Source organism: Rheinheimera sp. NSM (assembly GCF_052380015.1).
In the GTDB taxonomy this organism is placed as follows: domain Bacteria; phylum Pseudomonadota; class Gammaproteobacteria; order Enterobacterales; family Alteromonadaceae; genus Alishewanella.
Genome location: NZ_JBQTCI010000003.1, coordinates 356466 through 375410, shown reverse-complemented (window position 1 = coordinate 375410; position 18945 = coordinate 356466). Strand labels below are relative to the sequence as shown.

At 51.2% G+C, this 18945-nt stretch carries 12 protein-coding genes; 2 read left to right on the top strand and 10 right to left on the bottom strand.

The features are described 5' to 3' along the window. Nucleotides 1-9: 9 nt before the first annotated feature. On the bottom strand, nt 10-2277 hold the full coding sequence (locus ACTZWV_RS11085) for a nitric-oxide reductase large subunit (RefSeq protein ID WP_444786606.1): 2268 nt from the start codon (nt 2275-2277) through the stop codon (nt 10-12). 318 nt (nt 2278-2595) lie between these two features. Here ACTZWV_RS11085 and ACTZWV_RS11080 point away from each other — a divergent pair, with 318 nt between their 5' ends. Next, nucleotides 2596-2982, top strand: coding sequence for a SirB2 family protein (locus ACTZWV_RS11080; RefSeq protein WP_444786605.1), 387 nt, complete (start codon nt 2596-2598; stop codon nt 2980-2982). On the opposite strand, the gene nrdD is transcribed toward ACTZWV_RS11080, so the two are convergent. The 8 genes from nrdD to ACTZWV_RS11040 all read right to left on the bottom strand — a co-directional run bounded on the left by nrdD (nt 2940) and on the right by ACTZWV_RS11040 (nt 14815). Further along, entirely contained in the window at nt 2940-4742 is a 1803-nt protein-coding gene (nrdD, locus tag ACTZWV_RS11075; RefSeq protein ID WP_444786604.1) for an anaerobic ribonucleoside-triphosphate reductase, read from the bottom strand. The two genes, ACTZWV_RS11080 and nrdD, sit on opposite strands and share 43 nt — an antisense overlap. 17 nt (nt 4743-4759) lie before the next feature. Further along, complete coding sequence (gene nrdG / locus ACTZWV_RS11070; protein ID WP_444786603.1) at nt 4760-5209, bottom strand: anaerobic ribonucleoside-triphosphate reductase activating protein; 450 nt, start codon at nt 5207-5209, stop codon at nt 4760-4762. Nucleotides 5210-5555: 346 nt separating this feature from the next. Next, complete coding sequence (locus ACTZWV_RS11065) at nt 5556-6746, bottom strand: hypothetical protein (protein WP_444786602.1); 1191 nt, start codon at nt 6744-6746, stop codon at nt 5556-5558. A gap of 402 nt (nt 6747-7148) precedes the next feature. After that, entirely contained in the window at nt 7149-7916 is a 768-nt protein-coding gene (locus ACTZWV_RS11060; protein WP_444786601.1) for a peptidylprolyl isomerase, read from the bottom strand. Nucleotides 7917-8068: 152 nt separating this feature from the next. Beyond that, complete coding sequence (narI, locus tag ACTZWV_RS11055; protein ID WP_444786600.1) at nt 8069-8758, bottom strand: respiratory nitrate reductase subunit gamma; 690 nt, start codon at nt 8756-8758, stop codon at nt 8069-8071. 12 nt (nt 8759-8770) lie between these two features. Further along, a complete protein-coding gene (gene narJ / locus ACTZWV_RS11050) occupies nt 8771-9541 on the bottom strand; it encodes a nitrate reductase molybdenum cofactor assembly chaperone (protein WP_444786599.1) in 771 nt (256 codons plus the stop codon). Nucleotides 9542-9546: 5 nt separating this feature from the next. Continuing rightward, the gene (gene narH / locus ACTZWV_RS11045) at nt 9547-11082 is read right to left on the bottom strand and encodes a nitrate reductase subunit beta (RefSeq protein WP_444786598.1); all 1536 of its coding nucleotides are present in this window, start codon (nt 11080-11082) and stop codon (nt 9547-9549) included. Nucleotides 11083-11098: 16 nt separating this feature from the next. Next, complete coding sequence (locus ACTZWV_RS11040) at nt 11099-14815, bottom strand: nitrate reductase subunit alpha (RefSeq protein ID WP_444786597.1); 3717 nt, start codon at nt 14813-14815, stop codon at nt 11099-11101. Between the two features lie 337 nt (nt 14816-15152). Between ACTZWV_RS11040 and ACTZWV_RS11035 the strand changes: the two genes are divergently transcribed. Continuing rightward, nucleotides 15153-16940, top strand: a complete 1788-nt coding sequence (locus ACTZWV_RS11035; protein WP_444786596.1) for an ATP-binding protein — start codon at nt 15153-15155, stop codon at nt 16938-16940. Nucleotides 16941-17010: 70 nt separating this feature from the next. On the opposite strand, the gene ACTZWV_RS11030 is transcribed toward ACTZWV_RS11035, so the two are convergent. Then, on the bottom strand, nt 17011-18627 hold the full coding sequence (locus ACTZWV_RS11030) for an MFS transporter (RefSeq protein ID WP_444786595.1): 1617 nt from the start codon (nt 18625-18627) through the stop codon (nt 17011-17013). Between the last annotated feature and the right edge of the window lie 318 nt (nt 18628-18945).

Here is an 18945-nt window from a genome sequence, read left to right as displayed (position 1 = left end):
AGAAGTAGTTTAGCTAAGCTGTTGCAGTGGTTGCCGCGCGGCTTTGCTGTCAAACACGCCTTTTACCACCTGAGCGCTTACCGCCAGCGCGCCGATGATAAAGATCACATCGCCTATAGTACGCACCCAACGCAATGTTTGCAGGATATTGCTTTGCATAAAGGCTTCACTACGGGCATACCATAAACCTTCGGTGGCGCTGGCATAGAACTGAATAAAACCAATCGGCAACAAGCTGGTAAACAGCATCAGCACCAGGCCGCCGTTCATCCACCAAAATGCCGTTTTCATCAGTTTTTCATCAAACACCAGCTGTGGCCGTATATAGCGCAGGATCAATAAGCAAAAACCCAGTGCCAGGAAGCCATAGACACCAAACAGCGCAGCATGGGCATGGGTTGGCGTAGTATTTAAGCCTTGCAGGTAATACAGCGCAATGGGCGGGTTAATCATAAAACCAAATACGCCGGCGCCGAGCATATTCCAAAATGCCACCGCGACAAAAAACATAAGCGGCCACTTAATATCGCCCATCCACGGCGCTTTGCTTTTTAAACGCCAGTTTTCCCAGGCTTCATAACCCAGTACCACCAGCGGCACCACTTCCAGTGCACTAAAGGTCGCACCCACTGCCATTACCGGTGTAGTAGTGCCGGAGAAATACAAATGGTGGAAAGTACCGGGGATACCGCCGAGCATAAATAGGGATGCTGACGCTAAGCTGGCACTGGTGGCCACGCTGCGCGATACCAGCCCCATGCTGTGGAAAATAAACGCCAGCGATACGGTAGCGAACACTTCAAAGAAGCCCTCTACCCACAGGTGTACTACCCACCAGCGCCAGTATTCCATTACCGATAAATGCGTACGCTCGCCGTAGAACAGCCCGGCGCCATAGAATAAACCGACACAAATCACCGAGGCGGCAAATAGCGCCAGCAGATTTTTATCGCCCGGTGCTTTAAACGCCGGTACTATCGCCCGCAACATCAGCAACAGCCAGAACAGCACGCCAACGTATTTAATAATTTGCCAGAAGCGGCCAATATCAATGTACTCATAGCCCTGATGGCCAAACCAGAAGCTGTACTGCTGCGGCATAATTTGCATAATGGCAAAGTAGTTACCGGCAAAAGAGCCGGCAACCAGCACCACTAAAGCCCAAAACAGGATATCCACGCCCAGCTTCTGGTATTTCGGATCTTTACCGCCGTTAATAATCGGGGCTAAAAACAAGCCGGCGGCTAAAAAGCCGGTGGCTATCCAGAACATCGCCGCCTGAATATGCCAGGTACGCGCCAGGCTGTAAGGCAGCCATTCGGTGGTGTTCAGGCCATAAAAACCATCGCCTTCTACCGTGTAGTGTGCAGTAAAACCGCCCAGCATTACCTGCAGTGTAAACAAAGCCACCACCACCAGAATATACTTACCCAGTGACTTTTGTGACGGCGTAAGTTTAAGCCGGGCAATAGGGTCATGCCTGGGTACTTCGGGTTCCTCTTCGTCGTGTTGGCGTAAAAACGCCCAGCCCCAGATCAGGCCGCCGACACCGGCGATCAGTAAAATAATACTCACCAAAGACCAGATCAGGTTCTCGGCGGTAGGCCTGTTGTCTATCAGCGGCTCATGCGGCCAGTTATTGGTGTAGGTGGCGCTATCCGGCGTGCGCTCTGTGCTGGCAGCCCAGGCGGTCCAGAAGAAAAACTGTGTCATTTCCCGGCGCCGGCTTAAGGACGGCAGGGTATTATTTTTCATTGCATAGTTGGCGCGGGTTTGCGCCAGTTCAGCATCATCGCCAAATAAAGCAATATAGTGCTCAGCCGTTTGTGCAATAGCCTGCGCCCGTCTGTTGCTTAGCTGCAGCGTATCGCTGGCTTCGTCATAGCTATTCGTGCGATAGGCCTGCTTTAGGGCAAACTTAAGCGCATGCTGCTGCGTGGCGTTTAGTTCGCCATAGCGTTGGCCATGCTCGTCCTGGGCGGCCAGCTCCAGCCAGGCCATCAGCTCGCGGTGCAGCCAGTCGGCCGTCCAGTCTGGTGCCTGATAAGCACCATGACCCCAGATAGAACCCAGCTGCATACCGCCAACCGACTGCCAGGCGGTCTGGCCGTTTAAAATGGTCTCGTTAGTCATCAGCACCCTGCCTTGCTGATCAACTACCTGCGCCGGAATGGGCGGCGCCGAGCGGTATACCTCGGCGCCAAAATAGCCCAGCACACTAAAGGTGATGGCTAAAATGGTAATTAACAGCCACCAGAGTTTACGATATCCGGCCATACAGCCCCCTTACATCATTGTTATTGCGCCTAAGTGTCATATTTCACTCCTGTTTTCTTATTAAGCGGGCTTTACCCGGCCGGTTAAGCATTACAAAAAATAAGCCAATGATTAAGTTATTGTTATTTATTGGTATTTTGAAATTGTTGCTTGCGGGTGGGTGTTTTCAACCTGAGCAGGATGGGGTGGGATCTACCCGCTGGGTAATAAATACCCATGCTGTTTGCCACGCAGTATTTTCTACCTCTTTGGCGATATAGGCTTAGCGGCAAAGTTGCTTTAAGGTAATGCGCAGAAAAGGCACAGAGGTAGGGCGATATGGAGTACTATTTACAGGTAAAACAGTTACATATGTTTTGTGCTTATTTAAGCGCCGGCTTGTTTATTGCCCGGTTGCTGCTGGATATGGCCGGAAAACCCGGCTGGCGGCAAAGCCCGGCGCGTTACTTACCGCATATTAACGACAGCCTGTTATTGACGCTGGCATTCACCTTGCTGGCAATAGGGCCCTGGCAGCCCTTTGTGCACCAGTGGCTTGGGTTTAAAATTTTACTGCTGTTGGGCTACATCGCCTTTGGTATCGGCGCGTTAAAGCCAAGCCTGGCAGCGCCAACACGAACAGTATGTGCATTGTTGGCTCTGGCCCAGCTTGGTGGAATATTTTATCTGGCCCGGTTTAAACCGGTATTATTTTCTCTGTCATAGTGCCTCAGGGCATGTTCCTGTCGGCGGCCGCTGCTAAAGGCCGATACCCGTTTTAAGTAGCCGATTACCCGGGTGCCGTAATCAATATCCTTACTGCCACAGGCCGGGCAGGCGCACAAGGTGCGCTTGTCGATGGCCTCACAGCTGTTGCAAATAGTAATTTTTACGTTGACGCAAAAGTAGTTGCATCCGGTATGGGCAGCAATGTTTAACAGGTTAACGTAGCCGGCCTGGTCCAGTTTTTCTGCCAGATTTAAATGCAGTGCTGAGCCACCGTCGAGATAATCTAATAATTGCCGGCCATGCAGCTGAAATTTATCCAGCGTATTGCTGTGCTCATCCTCTACCACATAAAAGTACGAGTTATAGCAATCGCGCGGTACAAAGTAGCCATCTTCGCGATCCCATTTCGCATTTTTTACGCCGAGGTTTTCGGCCGGTACAAATTCGGTGTTAAACATATAGCCGTATTCGGCCTTAGCGGCCTTATTAGCATCAAAAATGACTTTTAACTGCTGTTGCACAAAATTGATATAGGCCGGGTTATTGCCGGCGGTTAAGCCTTGCGATTCAGCAGCCTCGACCATGCCGTTAATACCAATGGTTAAAAATTGCTTATCCAGGCTGATAAAACCCGCGTCGTATACGGTGAGTAAGCCGGCAGCTTTGTACTCTTCCATTAATTTACGGTACGCCACCTGATACTTATGAATTTTGGCCACTTCTGCAGCGATGTCGCGGCCATCCTGTACTAAGCGGTTCATATTAAGCGTAATTACGTTGATGGAGCCGGTAGCGACACCGCCGGCACCGAGTGAATACGAGAAGGTATTGTCGCTGATTTCACTGCGTAGCCGGCAGCAGCTGGCTAAAGAATCGGCATTCTCTGACTGATAAATAAAGAAGGCATTACCCGCCGCCATCTCGCGGGCGATGTCGTTGGCAAAAGCCGCGTCTTTACATTTACCCTTGTCGGTCAGCATCGCCACGGTGACCACCGGAAAGGTTAGTACGGTTTTTTCCCGCTCTTTATTAAACCACTGCAAAAAGAACTGCTGCAGGGCAGACACCGACTGCCACTCTGGTTTGACAAAATCCGGAAACACAAAGTTGCCAAACATGCTGTCGAAGTAGTGCCGGTCGTATATTGAGATATTCCAGAACACGCTCTGATAACCGCGGGCAGCGGCTGGTTGGTTTAATGCATACACCACATGCTGCAGGTGGTTGGCAATTTGCTTGCGGTGGGTTTGCAGGTAATTATCGCCGTAATCTTTGCGGGCAAAGTAATCAAAGTAAGTTAAAAACTCTACTGTGGCCACAGCACCGGCAAATTGGCTGGATACGGCAAACACAAAGTTGACAAAGCAGCCGCAGAACGATTCTAAATGCTTGGGTGCCTGTGATTCGCCACCGAGCCTGGTTAAACCATCGCGTAAAAACGGATACATGGTTACCGACACACAGTACGGCTTTAAGCTGGTTTCGTCGTGCACATAAATTTCATGCTCAGTGATTTGGCGCAGGTATTCCGCTGCCAGTTCCGCGCCAAACAGTGTGCTGATCTTATTGCTGACTAAGGCCCGGTTTACCTGAATAAAGTGATCTTTCATCAGTTCAGCTTCTAAGGTGGCGATATTTTTCTGGGTGACGTTGGCATTGGCATCCAGTTTGGAGCCATCGGCGGCATTATTGGCATGCAGATAGTTTTCAATAAAACTGAGTTTTTGCTGTAGTTGCGAAAAGTTTAGCGCGTGCATAGTGTATCCCTTTGTCATTATTGGATAAAAAGCGAATTCAGGCATTGGCCTGTGCGTAAGTCAGTAAAAACCTGGTTGGTGTTCGGGCTGTTAAGGCCGCCGCGCTCTGCCAGCCAGCGGCCGGTTTTCAGGTAAGTCAGCTGTTGTTTCAGTGCCGGGCTGACATCGTCCAGCCCGGTATATAAACAGCTATTCAGGCCGGCGCTACGCACCATCATTAACAGCGGCAGTAGCGTTTGCGGTTGCCATTCGCCGCCTAAAAACAGCACGCAGCTAATCAGGCCCTGATACGTCTGCAGCCGTTGTTGCAGATAGCTGCTACTTAGCGCTGCACCTTGCCCGCTATGCCAGCTGTAGCTGCTATGGCAGCCTTTGCAGCCCAGCGGACAACCGGCGATGGTATAAGCCAGTGATACTTCGCCAGGCACCTCCTGAAAGGCAATTTGTTCATCAGTAAATCTAAGCATTTAACCCTCTATATAGTGCTATTTGTTTAAAGTTACACTAGATGTTGTGGTTTAGCTTAGCGCTAAGCCCGGGGCAAAGTTTGATCTGGATCATGTTTTTGCAGCTGTGAAAACATCAGCCCGGTGGCAGGGCGCGGTTTTACTGTAGTTATTACCCCATCGGGAGTAAGGCGCCTCGCGGGCTGTGTGGCATAGCAAATAAAAAAACCGCCCACTGAAAACCAGGGGCGGTACAGAGGAGCCAACATGCAGTATTGGCCAAGGTGGAACTATGAGAGAAAATCCGGCTTAGATGGGGTGCAATTTAGCAGGGGCGCAATGATGCGCCCCTACGGATACATTATGTTTATAATTGATAGCTAAGCATCAACCAGACCTTAGTGGTATCCACCGCCAGGGTATCAGCCTGGTAATGCGCCAGTTTGAGCAGGGCAGATAATTGCTTGTTAACGGCATAGCCGGCGCTGGCATTCCACTCATCGCCATATTTTTGGCTACCGAGATCGCTGTCAAAACGGTGATAAGCCAGCGTGATGGCGACATCTTTTAGTTTGGTCTTGGCCTCAAGCCAGTTGTCGCGCAGGCCGCTGCTGGGCGTATTTAAAAACATATCGGCAAAACCGGAAAATGCATGCAGGGTTGCCAGTGGCGTTTGAAAGGCGCTTTGGCCATCGCCGGCTAAACGCTCCTGGCCGGCTTGCAGCGTTACGCTATCCAGCGCCCAGCTCAGGCTTAAACGGTGATAGTGATGGCTGAAACTTAACGGCGCATTATGCGCATCGTCTTGTTTAGCCAGCGCTAACTGCCAGCTAAGCTTAGGTCCGCTGCTTAGCTTGCCCTGATAATCGATACCGACAGTGCGGCTGCTGCGCACCGCCCAGTTGTCAAAGTCAAAATCATAACCAAAAGCGGCCAGCTGATGTGCCGGGTTTAGCTGCCACTGTAGCAGAGCGGTATTAATGCTGCCGCCTTGGTCGGCGCTGGCGCCTTTGGGGCCAAATACCCGGTTAACATTATGGTAATGGCCCAGCTCTGCGCTGATATTAGCGTTGAATGTTTGCTGCAGCCGGTAACCGTCCAGGGTTTGCTCGTTCTGCCGCCAGCCGACACCGCCTAAGAAGCGTTGGTTCAGATGATTAACCAACTGGCGGCCAGCGCTAAACGTGGTGCCACTGTCATTCTGATAGCGCAGCAGCGCCTGATTAATATCGGTACCCTTAGGGTCGGCCACCACGCTGTAGTCTGTTTTGCCATTTACTGTGCTGTTGTAGTTGTCGTTACCCACCAGGCTGACATTATCAACCTGCAGCAAGGCGCTGATACCATAGGCTTTACCGGTATTAACGCTTAAGCGGCTACGCAGGGTAGAGGCAAAGGCATCATCAAGCTGATTGTCCTGGTCAACGTATTCCAGCCGGTAGCGAAAATGCGCGGATACACTGCTTTGCTGCAGTGCGCTGCTAAGGTCACTGGCAATAAGGCCGGGGCTGAAACAACAAGGTAAAGCAAACAACATCACAGCGGGGAGAGCTTTCATAATGTATTCCTTTGGTCAGGGCCGCGTAAAAGCAGGCTGATCTTAGCGCGACTGTTTAATTTATATAATTTAATTAAAGGGTTACCCCAGATGCGGTAAGCCTGTGCTGATGTTGGTACAACGGCAGTACTCCTTTTCGCTGCGCATAAAAAAACGCCGGCCGCTGTCAGTCCGTTACCGGACCTGAGCGACTGGCGTCTTTGCCTTTGTTTATTTAATTAGTACCAACGAGATAACGCTAGCAGGCTCTGTGCCAGCCTGATTTCCATAACATAAGTGCTTTTATATTAATGAATTAGGTTTTGCTGTAGTGGTAACAGGCTTGCTGTTGTCCAACATTGGGGCAATAACGTGCTAAACAGGGGCGCCCTAACCCAAATGTAAGGGCGCAAATACGCGGCCCTACTGCATTAACGGCGAGGCCGACAGGTTAAAGTCGTAGCCTTCAATTTCTGCTTCCACAATTAAGGTATGGATATATTGTGCTACCGCTTTACGGCGTACCTTTTCATTCAGATATTCGGCTATTTTTTGTTGTACGGCACTAAACGGCAACAGCTTACCCGGCACTTTGCGGGCAATAAACACGATATGAAAACCATAACGGCTTTCGATACCCTGCGGCAGTAAACCCGGTTCAGCACTGAATATTTGCCGTTCAAACTCCGGCACTGTCTGGCCACGACTTATTTGGCCCAGGCTGCCGCCGGTTTCTTTTGACGGGCAGGCCGAGTGGCGTTTAGCCAGCTCAGCCAGGCTGTCGCCTTGTTGCAGTTGCAGGATTAATTGCTCGGATAGTATTTTGGCTTCTACCCTGGCTTTATCATCCTCCGGGGCAGCGGGCAGCAGAATATGGCTGACTTCCAGCAGCGGCGAGCTGGCAAAGCGCTGCGGGTTCAGCTTGTAGTATTGTAAGCATTCTTGTTCAGATGCGGTGGGGATCGGCAGTTCGCGGCTAATCAGGGCATCCAGAAAGTCATCATCGCTGGCGCTATTCAGCTCGCTTTTTACACTCAGGCCCAGTGTTATTGCGCGTTGACGTAATAATTCACCGATGATCAGCGATTCAGCGGCTTTAAGCGTAGCCGCGCGTTTGCTGGCGGCCGGGTGGTATTGTACTTCGGCCATAATGGCCGCTTCGCTGATGCTGGCATTGTTTACTTGTATCATTTTGAACCTCTGTTATCTGGTGCGTTACGGGGGCGCAATGATGCGCCCCTACAATGGTCTGGCTGTAACCTGGCGATTTTTTTGCAATCGGGGTGTCCAGTAGGGGCGCCTGATTTTCGATAAAGCGTGCGCCCTGATAATCCATTTGTGAACTACCGCACAAAACGCTGGCGAACTATCTGGTGCTGGCGGCGCACGTACTGCACCGGTGCACTGAGCATATGTACCAGGCGGCTAAACGGAAACACCACAAACAGCGTCATACCAAGGAACACGTGCAGTTTAAAAATCCAGTGCACGCCGCTAATGGCTTCTGCAGCTGCCACGCTGTTAAAGGTAACGGTGTTTTGCGCCCAGGCCATCAGTTTTAGCATCTCGGCGCCATCTAAATGGCCCATCGAAACAAAAATAGACAGCAGCCCGAGGATCAACTGCGCATACAGCAAAAACAATATGGCGATATCCATAGGGTTACTGGTAGCGCGGATCCGCGGGTTAAACAGCCGGCGTTTAATCAGCACCGTTAAGCCGTAGAAGCAGATCAGGCCGAACAAGCCACCGGCGCCGATAGCGATCAGTTGTTTCAGCTGGGTGGTAATACCAAACAGATACCAGATTTCTTTGGGCATTAATAAGCCAAAAAAATGGCCTAAAAAGATACCCAACACGCCAATATGAAAGGCAATGCTGCCTTTGCGCAGCTGTTTGCTTTCCAGCAGCTGGCTGGAGCTGGTTTTCCAGCTGTATTGCTCTCTGTCGTAGCGGATCCAACTGCCAATCACCATAATGGCGATGGCAATGTACGGATAAATGCCAAAGGCAAACAGGTTTAAGTGTGCCATGTTAATGCTCCTTTAAGCGCGCTTGGCCGCGGCTGCTTTGTAAAGTTGTTGCCCGGCTTCTTCGCTACCGAGCAGCTCAGTGCTTAGCGGAATAAACTGGTCACGGCGCTGGCCGTCTGTCGGTTTATTGCCGCTGCCACAGGCCGGGCTGGTTTGTTCGTTGCCGATAAAGCTGACCATTTCTTCTTCCCAAACCTTGTCCAGCTCTTTGGGCGTATCGTCACGCTTCTCGCTGGCGATCTGGCTTTTAATATCGGCTAGATCGACTTCAGCGGCAGATAATGCTACCAGGGTGGCAAAAATACCGGCGTAGTCAGACTCGCGCTGTTGCAGGCGGCACAGCAGTACCGCCAGCACCGGCGCAATTTCTTCCAGGCCAATTTGCGCGTTTTGCTCGCCCTGGGTAGATAAAAACTCCAGGTACAGCGGCAGATAATCCGGCAGCTCTTTTACGCCGATATCCAGCCCGGCCTCGCGATATTGCGCCAGCAGGTTCACCATCGCCTGGCCGCGGTCGCGTGACTCGCCGTGGATATGCTCAAAAATCAGCAGAGATAACGAGCGGCCGCGTTCAAACAGGCTGTCGTATTCAGACTGCCAGTCCATCAGCTCGCCGCTGGTGCGGCTGTTGATAAAAGCGCTCAGGCTTTGCTTAAGTTCTGAGGCAATAGCGGCATCGGCCACTATTGCCAGCAATTCGGCTTTGGCGTCGACTAACGGTTGCTTCGGATAATCCAGCAGCAAGGATAGTAGTTGTAGTATGGGCATGCGTTGTATGGTCATTGGGCTTACTCCTGAATCTCTACCGGGATAACCTGACGTACACCTTTGGCTTTAGTGCCAAACAGATTTACGCCGTTATTACCATCACCACAGCCGTTGCCAAAACTGAAACCACAACTGGATTTCAGGTCGTAAGCATTTTCGGCATAGGCACGGTGGCTGGTGGGAATGACAAACCTGTCTTCATAGTTAGCCAACGCCATATAGCGGTACATTTCTTCTACCTGCACCGGTGTTAACCCTACCTGCTGCAATACCTCGGCATCTTCAACGCCATCGACCTGCTGCGAGCGTTTAAAGGCGCGCATGGCAATCATCCGTTCCAGCGCCCGCACTACCGGCGCCTCATCACCGGCGGTGAGCATATTGGCCAGGTAGCGCAGCGGAATACGCAGCGATTTCAGATCCGGTATTTCACCGTTCATGCCAACATGGCCGGCCTGGACTGCACTCTGGATCGGTGACAATGGCGGCACATACCACACCATCGGCAGCGTGCGATACTCAGGGTGCAGTGGCAGCGCCACTTTCCACTCCATCGCCATCATATACACCGGCGAGCGCTGGGCGGCTTTAATCCAGTTATCACCGATACCTTCTGCTTTGGCAGCAGCAATGACTGCCGGATCATTCGGATCAAGGAAGATATCCAATTGCGCCTGATACAGATCTTTCTCGTTCGGGGTATTGGCGGCGACTTCGATTTTATCGGCGTCATACAGCAGCACACCTAAGTAGCGGATGCGGCCGACACAGGTTTCCGAACATACCGTTGGCTGACCGGCTTCAATGCGCGGGAAGCAGAAGGTACATTTTTCGGATTTACCGGTTTTCCAGTTGTAATAGATTTTTTTGTACGGGCAGGCCGATACACACATCCGCCAGCCGCGGCATTTGTCCTGGTCAATCAGCACTATGCCGTCTTCCTCACGCTTATAAATGGCGCCGGAAGGGCAGGCTGCAACACAGGCCGGATTCAGGCAGTGTTCGCACAAACGCGGCAGGTACATCATAAAGGTCTTTTCAAACTGACCGTAAATGTCCTTTTGCACCACTTCATTGAAGTTCTGGTCGATTTTGCGTTTGGCAAACTCGGTACCGAGAATTTCTTCCCAGTTCGGGCCCCATTCAATTTTTTCCATCCGCTGACCACTGATCAGTGAGCGTGGCCGTGCTACCGGCTGGTGCTTAGTATCACCAACAGTATGTAAATGCTGGTAGTCAAAATCGAACGGCTCGTAGTAATCGTCAATTTCCGGCAAATCCGGGTTGGCGAAAATATTCGCCAAAATACGCCGTTTACCGCCGATTTTCAGCTCCAGCTTGCCGATTTTGTTGCGCACCCAGCCGCCGTTCCATTTTTGCTGGTTTTCCCACTCTTTCGGAAAACCAATACCGGGCTTGGTTTCAACGTTATTAAACCAGGCGTACTCGACGCCTTCGCGCGAGGTCCAGACATTTTTACAAGTGATGGAGCAAGTGTGGCAGCCTATACACTTGTCTAAATTCAGCACCATGCCAATTTGGGCTCTTACTTTCATGTTACTTACTCCAAGCTTATTTAGTGTCTAACCAGTCGACTTTGCCCATCTTGCGGATGATGACAAACTCGTCACGGTTACAGCCAACGGTGCCATAGTAGTTAAAGCCATAAGCCTGCTGGGCATAGCCACCGATCATATGGGTTGGCTTCATTACGGCGCGGGTAACTGAGTTGTGAATACCACCACGGGTACCGGTTAACTCGCTGCCGGGCACGTTTACAATGCGCTCCTGAGCGTGATACATCATGCTCATGCCCTCCGGCACCCGTTGAGATACCACGGCGCGGGCGGCGATGGCGCCGTTAACGTTAAAGATGTCAATCCAGTCGTTATCTTCAATGCCGGCGGCAGCGGCGTCAGTTTCACTTAACCAGACGATAGGGCCACCACGGGATAACGTCAGCATCAGCAGGTTGTCAGAGTATGTGCTGTGAATACCCCATTTCTGGTGTGGTGTGATCCAGTTCAGCACGATTTCTTTATTGCCGTTTGGTGTTTTATTCAGCACCGGTTGCACGGTTTTTAAGTTAATCGGTGGCTTGTAGCTACACAGTTGCTCGCCAAAATCGCGCATCCACTCGTGATCCTGATAAAACTGCTGGCGGCCGGTAATGGTGCGCCATGGGATTAGCTCGTGCACGTTGGTATAACCAGCGTTGTACGACACATGCTCATCTTCCAGGCCAGACCAGGTTGGTGAGCTGATAATTTTGCGCGGCTGGGCGACGATATCGTTAAAGCGGATTTTTTCATCAGCTTTGGGCAGGGCTAAATGGGTGTGATCGCGGCCGGTAATTTTACCCAAGGCCTGCCAGGCTTTAACGGCCACCTGGCCATTAGTTTCCGGCGCTAAGGATAAAATCATCTCGCAGGCGTCGATGGCGCTGTCAATTTTCGCCATGCCCTTGTTAATGCCTTCGTCGGTGTGCACACGGTTGAGTTTTTTCAGGAAACTCACTTCGTCCTTGGTATCCCAACCAATGCCTTTACCGCCGTTGCCGATTTTCTCCAGCAGCGGGCCAATCGAGGTAAAGCGCTGATAGGTATTGGGGTAGTCACGCTCAACAATATTAATGTGTGGCATGGTCAACCCCGGGATGGCCTCACATTCACCTTTCCACCAGGCTTTTACGCCATAAGGCTGGGCTAGCTCAGCCGGGGTGTCGTGGTGCATTGGTGTGGTGACGACATCGGTTTCAACGCCCAGATGGCCCACTGCGGCTTTAGAGAATGCCTTGGCAATGCCTTTAAAGATTTCCCAGTCACTGCGCGCTTCCCATACCGGGTCAATCGCGGCGGTTAACGGGTGAATAAACGGATGCATATCCGAGGTATTCATATCGTCTTTTTCGTACCAGGTAGCGGTAGGCAGTACAATGTCCGAATACAGGCAGGTGGTGGACATCCGAAAATCCAGCGTCACCCATAAATCGACTTTGCCTTCGGCGCCATCATCAGTCCACTCGATATCTTCCGGCTTTTTGCCGCCAAACTCGCCTAAGTCTTTACCCAGCAGGCCGTGTTTGGTACCTAAAAAGTGCTTCAGCATATATTCGTGGCCTTTACCGCTGGACCCCAGCAGGTTAGAGCGCCAGATAAACATATTGCGCGGGAAATTTTGCGGGCTTTCCGGTTGCTCGCAGGCAAACTTAATGCTGCGATCTTTTAGCTGCTGCACTACATAGTCTTTTAGCTCAACCCCGGCGGCTTTGGCTTTAGCGGCCAGGCCCAGCGGGTTAACGCCCAGCTGCGGTGCCGAAGGCAACCACCCCATCCGCTCGGCGCGGGCGTTAAAGTCGATAATGCTGCCGCTCCATTTTTCTTTATTCGCCAGTGGCGAGATCACTTCGGTCATATCCAGCTTTTCATAGCGCCATTGGCTGGAGTGGTTGTAAAAGAACGAGGTACCGTTCATATGACGTGGTGGCCGCTGCCAGTCCAGCGCAAAGGCCAATGGGGTCCAGCCGGTTTGCGGCCGCAGTTTTTCCTGGCCGACATAGTGCGCCCAGCCGCCACCGCTTTGGCCGATACAACCACACATCATCAGCATATTGATCAGGCCACGGTAGTTCATGTCCATGTGGTACCAGTGGTTCAGTGCCGCACCGACAATCACCATAGAGCGGCCGCGGGTTTTATCAGCGTTGCGGGCAAATTCGCGTGCTACGCGGATCACATCTTCAGGATCAACGCCGGTAATGGGCTGCTGCCAGCCCGGTGTATAAGGCACGTTATCTAAGTAGGATGTCGCGCGGCTGGTATCACCAATGCCGTTATCGACGCCATAGTGCGCCAGCATTAAATCAAATACGGTGGCAACTAAAGCGGTGCTGCCATTGGCAAGCTCAACGCGTTTGGCCGGAATTTTGCGAATTTGCACATCATTATGTGCGGTGTGCTGGAAGTACTGATATTCGTGCGGCGCGCCGCCAAAATACGGGAAAGCCACATCGACCAGCTCGTCGCGGTTATCTTTTAGCGATAACTGTAAGTCGATTTTGCCGTCTTTATCTTTTTGCTCCAGGTTCCATTTACCGGCCTGGCCCCAGCGATAACCAATGGCACCGTTCGGGCTGGTTAAGCGGCCATCGCTGTTCAGCGCTATGGTTTTCCAGTCCGGGTTATTATCTTCACCCAGGTTATCGACTAAATCGGCAGCGCGTAAAAAACGGCCCTGAGTCAGATGCTTGTCACCTTGCTCCAGCATTACCAGCATCGGCATATCAGTGGTGCGTTTTACATAGTCAGTAAAATACGCGCTTGGGTTATCAACGTGGAACTCTTTTAAAATCACATGGCCAAAGGCCATCGCCAGCGCGGCATCAGTGCCCTGGCGCGGGGCTAACCAGGTATCGCCAAATTTAGACGCCTCAGAGTAATCGGAGGTGATCACACAGGTTTTGGTGCCTTTGTAGCGTACTTCGGTAAGAAAGTGCGCATCCGGCGTGCGGGTTTGCGGCACATTAGAGCCCCAAACAATAATGTAATTCGAGTTGTACCAGTCGGCCGATTCGGGGACGTCGGTTTGTTCGCCCCATACCTGAGGTGAGGCCGGTGGCAAGTCGCAGTACCAGTCGTAAAAGCTTAAGCAGTTACCGCCAATTAACGATAAATAACGCGCCCCGGCGGCGTACGACACCATCGACATGGCCGGAATAGGTGAGAAGCCGGTAACCCGATCCGGGCCATAGGTTTTAGTGGTATACACATTTGAAGCGGCAATCAGCTCGTTGACTTCATCCCAGCTGGCGCGGATAAAGCCGCCCAAACCGCGGCGTTCTTTGTAACTTTTCGCTTTTACCGGATCGCTGACAATAGACTCCCAGGCTTTTACCGGGTCTTTATGCTCTGCTTTGGCTTCGCGCCACAGCTGCATTAATTGCTGGCGTACCTTGGGGTATTTTAAGCGGTTGGCGCTGTAAATGTACCAGGAATAGCTGGCGCCGCGTGGGCAGCCGCGTGGTTCGTGGTTCGGTAAATCCGGCCGGGTGCGCGGGTAGTCAGTTTGCTGGGTTTCCCAGGTCACCAGGCCGTCTTTAACATAAATTTTCCAGCTGCAAGAGCCTGTACAGTTTACGCCGTGGGTTGAGCGCACAACTTTATCGTGCTGCCAGCGCTGGCGATAGCCTTGCTCCCAGCTTCTGTCCTCGTTGGTGGTGACACCGTGGCCATCGGCGAACGGGGCTTTGCGGGTTTTAAAAAACCGCAGTTTGTCGAGTAGGTGACTCATGGTTAACTCCTGGTCTTGTCCTGCATGAACAGACATTTTGCTTTTCTGGTATGCACACTATAGAAACAACGCTGTGATGATGCTTGATTTGGATCAAGGCAGCCAGAGCGCTAAATGCATGATAAAAAACGAAAATACCTACAAGGTGGTAGTGTGGGTAGCGCTGTTATGCTTGATAATACGCCGGCTGTTACCCCTTATTGCGTGGTGTTGGCTGTTGCGGCTACCCCGGCAGGGAAAAAGGGGTAGCTCAATTGTGCCGCTGGTTTTTAGCGACAAGTCAGCACGGGGGGCAATTAGCAGGTATGCTTTAGGCAGTAAACTAAGCGGAGCGGTTATGCGACAGTTTTCCATTGTTACCCGAATTAATATTGCGCTGGCCTGTATTGTTACGCTGGCCATTGGCACCATGCTGGCATCGTATTGGTTGTCGGATAAAACCGACAGTGACGCCCATGCGGTAAATGTTGCCGGCTCGCTGCGGATGCAAAGTTATCGTTTGGCCTGGTTAACCTTGCAACAAGACGAAGTGAAGCTGGAACATGCCCGTGAACAATTCAGCCGCAGCTGGCAGCATCCGGTGTTTAAGCGGTTTTTGCACAATGCCGGGATAGTGCAGCAGTTCGATGCCGCGCAGCAGCACTGGCAACACATTGAGCCGTTGTTGCAACAAAAGCCGTTAGATATGCCGCAACTGGAAACGTTGTTACAGCAGCAAATTCAGTTGCTGGAAGAGCTGGTGTTTTACATTCAGCAAGATGCTGAATATAAAGTGCGCAGTTTTCGCACCTTGCAACTGGTAGCTTTGCTGGCAACAGTATTATTGTCGGCAATAGTGATCTACTGGTTAAAAGTGATGGTGCAGCAGCCACTGGAAGATTTAACTAAAGGGGCACGGCAGGTGGCGATGGGGGATTTTACTCATCGTGTCAGTGTGGTGAATAACGATGAGCTTGGAGCGCTGGCGCATAGCTTTAATAAAATGAGTGACTCCATCGCTTATATGTACGGTAACCTGGAAAAACGGGTAGAAGAGCAAACCGAAGCGCTGCAGCATACCAACACCACTTTGCGCTTTTTATACAATACCGCGCAGCGTATTAGTGAGCATGCACCCGAGTATGTTGATTTTAATCAGATAGTGTCTGAGTTAAAAGCGGTGGTGAAAGTAGACGATCTGGAGTTATGTCTGTTTACTGAGGAAGGTAATAAACCCTATATGCAGGTGTTGCCGGGTAGTAGCAGTGACGACCCCTGCGCACAGGAAAATTGCGGTGACTGCCTCAGTTTGCCGCAATCGTCGGGCTGCAACAGCAATAGTTACAACTATTTGCTGCACCGTGAGAGGAAGAAATATGGCGTATTGGTGGCCCGCACCGCACAAGGGCAACAACTGGAGCGCTGGCAGCAAAAATTGCTGACTTCGGTGGCCGATCAGCTGGCACTGGCACTGAGTTTAAAGTCGGAGGAAGAGCAGGTTAGGCGCCTGGCCCTGATGCAGGAGCGTACTGTGATTGCCCGTGAGTTACACGATTCATTGGCGCAGGCGCTGTCATACTTAAAAATTCAGGTTACCCGGTTAAATAAAGCCACACAAAAAGACGATAAAGACACCATTGCCGATGTATCGGCTGAATTAAAACAGGGCCTGGATGCAGCTTATCGTCAGCTGCGCGAACTGCTGACCACCTTCCGGCTGAAAGTGGATGGCGCCGGCCTGCACAGTGCGCTGCAAGCCTCGGTGAAACAGCTCAGCGAACAATCCGGCATGCAGATAAAGCTGGATTATCAGTTAACCAATATTCCGCTGGCACCGCATGAAGAAATTCACCTGCTGCAAATTATTCGCGAGGCCAGCCAAAATGCAGTGCACCATAGTGGCGGTAGCGAGATTGTAATCAGTTTGCAGCAGCATAAAGGCGAGTCGGTAGTGCTGGCAATAGAAGATAACGGTGTTGGCATCCCGCAGTCGGCAGAAAAGCTGAATCACTACGGTTTGGCGATTATGCAGGAGCGCAGTAAACATTTGGGCGGGACAATAGACATAAAGCGGCGTAGCCAGGGCGGTACCGGAGTGTATTTCAGCTTCCGGCCGGAATATTTGTTACAGCAGCAAATGGCGTGAGTAATATGTAGGGGCGCCAGCTTTTATGAAAATGGGCGCCCCTTGTGGTTTGTGGGAATCGGTGTTTCAACTACGGATTATAAAACTCGCCGTTTTTACGCAAGTAAAAGAACCAGTTAATCAGCAGGCATAAGCCATAGAAAATGGCAAAACCGACCATGGCATACTCCGGTGTGGCCGCTTTAATTTGCTCGCCCAACACCTGGGGAATGTAAAAGGCACCATAGGCGGCAACCGCTGAGGTCCAGCCCAACACCGGGCCGGCTTGTTCTTTGGGAAATACCACCGCGATGGTACGGAAGGTAGAGCCATTACCAATACCACTGGCAGCAAATAAGCCTAAAAATATCAGGAAAAAAGGTACGAAATACTGCTCTGGTGTCGCGCTTTGATACGCCAGTTGCATATAGTAAGCCGCGCCTAAAGCACACAATACCATCACAGCTGAGCATAATTGGGTAACAAAGGCGCCGCCGAGTTTATCGGCTATCCAGCCACCCACCGGACGAATTAAAGCGCCGACAAAAGGGGCTATCCACGCATAGGTTAACGCACTGGGGCCATTCGGGTTGGGTGTGCTGTGCGTCATAACGCCGTCCACCATAATATGGCTGTAGCCAAAAATTACTTGAATAGATAAGGGAAAGGCTGCAGAGAAACCGATAAAAGAGCCAAAGGTCATGACGTACAGTACGCTCATTACCCAGGTGTGTTTGTTATTAAAAATCTTATATTGCCTGTCCAGGCTGGTACGGATGGCGCCGGGTAAGAGTTTTAATAAGAAAACGGTGGCGAACAATACGGCGATAAGCACAATTTCTTTTGGAATGCCAAAGCCGGAACCATTAGCCGATGCCGGTAAAATCAGCCATAAACCGGCAATAGAAGTGACAAAACCTATGCCGAGCATGGCCAGAATAATACTGAAAGATTTCGCTGCTGATGGCAGCTTGGGGGTAACTTCTTCGGTGTGGATATTGTTGGTGCCAAACCAGAGTAAAAACGCCAGTGGCACTAAGGTAATTAGCCAGGCAAAGCCGGCGTTTTGGATCCAGGTTGTAGTGCCGGCAGGAATAACGCCGGTTACCGTGCCACTGGCCTTAGCCAGCACCATAGGGTCACCGCCGCCCAGCAATGTAAAGACGCCATATGACATAAAAATCGGCACCAGAATTTGCACTGTGGTCACACCAAAATTACCCAGCCCGGCGTTTAAACCCAGCGCTAAGCCCTGCTGCTTTTTCGGGAAGAAGAAACTGATGTTGGACATCGACGAGGCAAAATTACCACCACCAATACCAGACAGCAATGCCATTAGCTGAAACATCCACAGTGGGGTGTCGATACTTTGCAGCGCTAACCCTGTGCCCACTGCCGGTATCATCAGTAAACTGGTGGTGAGAAACAGCGTATAGCGCCCGCCGCATAAACGCACAAAAAAGCTGGACGGAATACGTAAGGTCGCGCCGGTTAAACCGGCTATGGCGGTTAGGGTAAACAGCTCGGCTGTACTGAACGGATAACCAACGTTGAGCATTTGCACCGTAACAATACTCCACAGCATCCAGACACCAAAGCCACACAGCAAGCTGGGGATCGAGATCCACAGATTGCGGCTGGCAATGCGTTGGCCTGTGGTTTGCCAGAAGTGTTCATCTTCCGGCTGCCACTTTTTCAGGTCTGACATAATAAACTCCTGTGAGGAACAGCAAACTAGACTGCGGAAACTATGCAGGCCGGGGCTTATTGTCACAATGTATCTTCGGAGTTAGCTATCAGCGGCGGGGGGATAGTTAGAGGTACCTATTAAGTGGTAATTTTTTAGTGTTGAGTTTTTAATGTTGAATTAAATCAATTTATTAGCGTATTGTTTCGGGCTTCGGTTGGCAATCATTGGCCGCAGGGTAAAATATACTGATCTGCTATTTACCTGATTTATATCAAAGTTAGCGGCACCTTGTTATAAGCTAATAGTAACTGTCGGCCAAGTTAACTCCCGGAGTAA

Excerpts from the sequence above, each read along its gene's own strand:
- ACTZWV_RS11040 (WP_444786597.1), bottom strand. The coding sequence starts at position 14,815 with ATGAGTCACCTACTCGACAAACTGCGGTTTTTTAAAACCCGCAAAGCC.
- ACTZWV_RS11060 (WP_444786601.1), bottom strand. The coding sequence starts at position 7,916 with ATGATACAAGTAAACAATGCCAGCATCAGCGAAGCGGCCATTATGGCC.
- narJ (WP_444786599.1), bottom strand. The coding sequence starts at position 9,541 with ATGACCATACAACGCATGCCCATACTACAACTACTATCCTTGCTGCTG.
- ACTZWV_RS11085 (WP_444786606.1), bottom strand. The coding sequence starts at position 2,277 with ATGGCCGGATATCGTAAACTCTGGTGGCTGTTAATTACCATTTTAGCC.
- ACTZWV_RS11065 (WP_444786602.1), bottom strand. The coding sequence starts at position 6,746 with ATGAAAGCTCTCCCCGCTGTGATGTTGTTTGCTTTACCTTGTTGTTTC.
- ACTZWV_RS11080 (WP_444786605.1), top strand. The coding sequence starts at position 2,596 with ATGGAGTACTATTTACAGGTAAAACAGTTACATATGTTTTGTGCTTAT.
- nrdD (WP_444786604.1), bottom strand. The coding sequence starts at position 4,742 with ATGCACGCGCTAAACTTTTCGCAACTACAGCAAAAACTCAGTTTTATT.
- nrdG (WP_444786603.1), bottom strand. The coding sequence starts at position 5,209 with ATGCTTAGATTTACTGATGAACAAATTGCCTTTCAGGAGGTGCCTGGC.
- ACTZWV_RS11030 (WP_444786595.1), bottom strand. The coding sequence starts at position 18,627 with ATGTCAGACCTGAAAAAGTGGCAGCCGGAAGATGAACACTTCTGGCAA.
- ACTZWV_RS11035 (WP_444786596.1), top strand. The coding sequence starts at position 15,153 with ATGCGACAGTTTTCCATTGTTACCCGAATTAATATTGCGCTGGCCTGT.
- narI (WP_444786600.1), bottom strand. The coding sequence starts at position 8,758 with ATGGCACACTTAAACCTGTTTGCCTTTGGCATTTATCCGTACATTGCC.
- narH (WP_444786598.1), bottom strand. The coding sequence starts at position 11,082 with ATGAAAGTAAGAGCCCAAATTGGCATGGTGCTGAATTTAGACAAGTGT.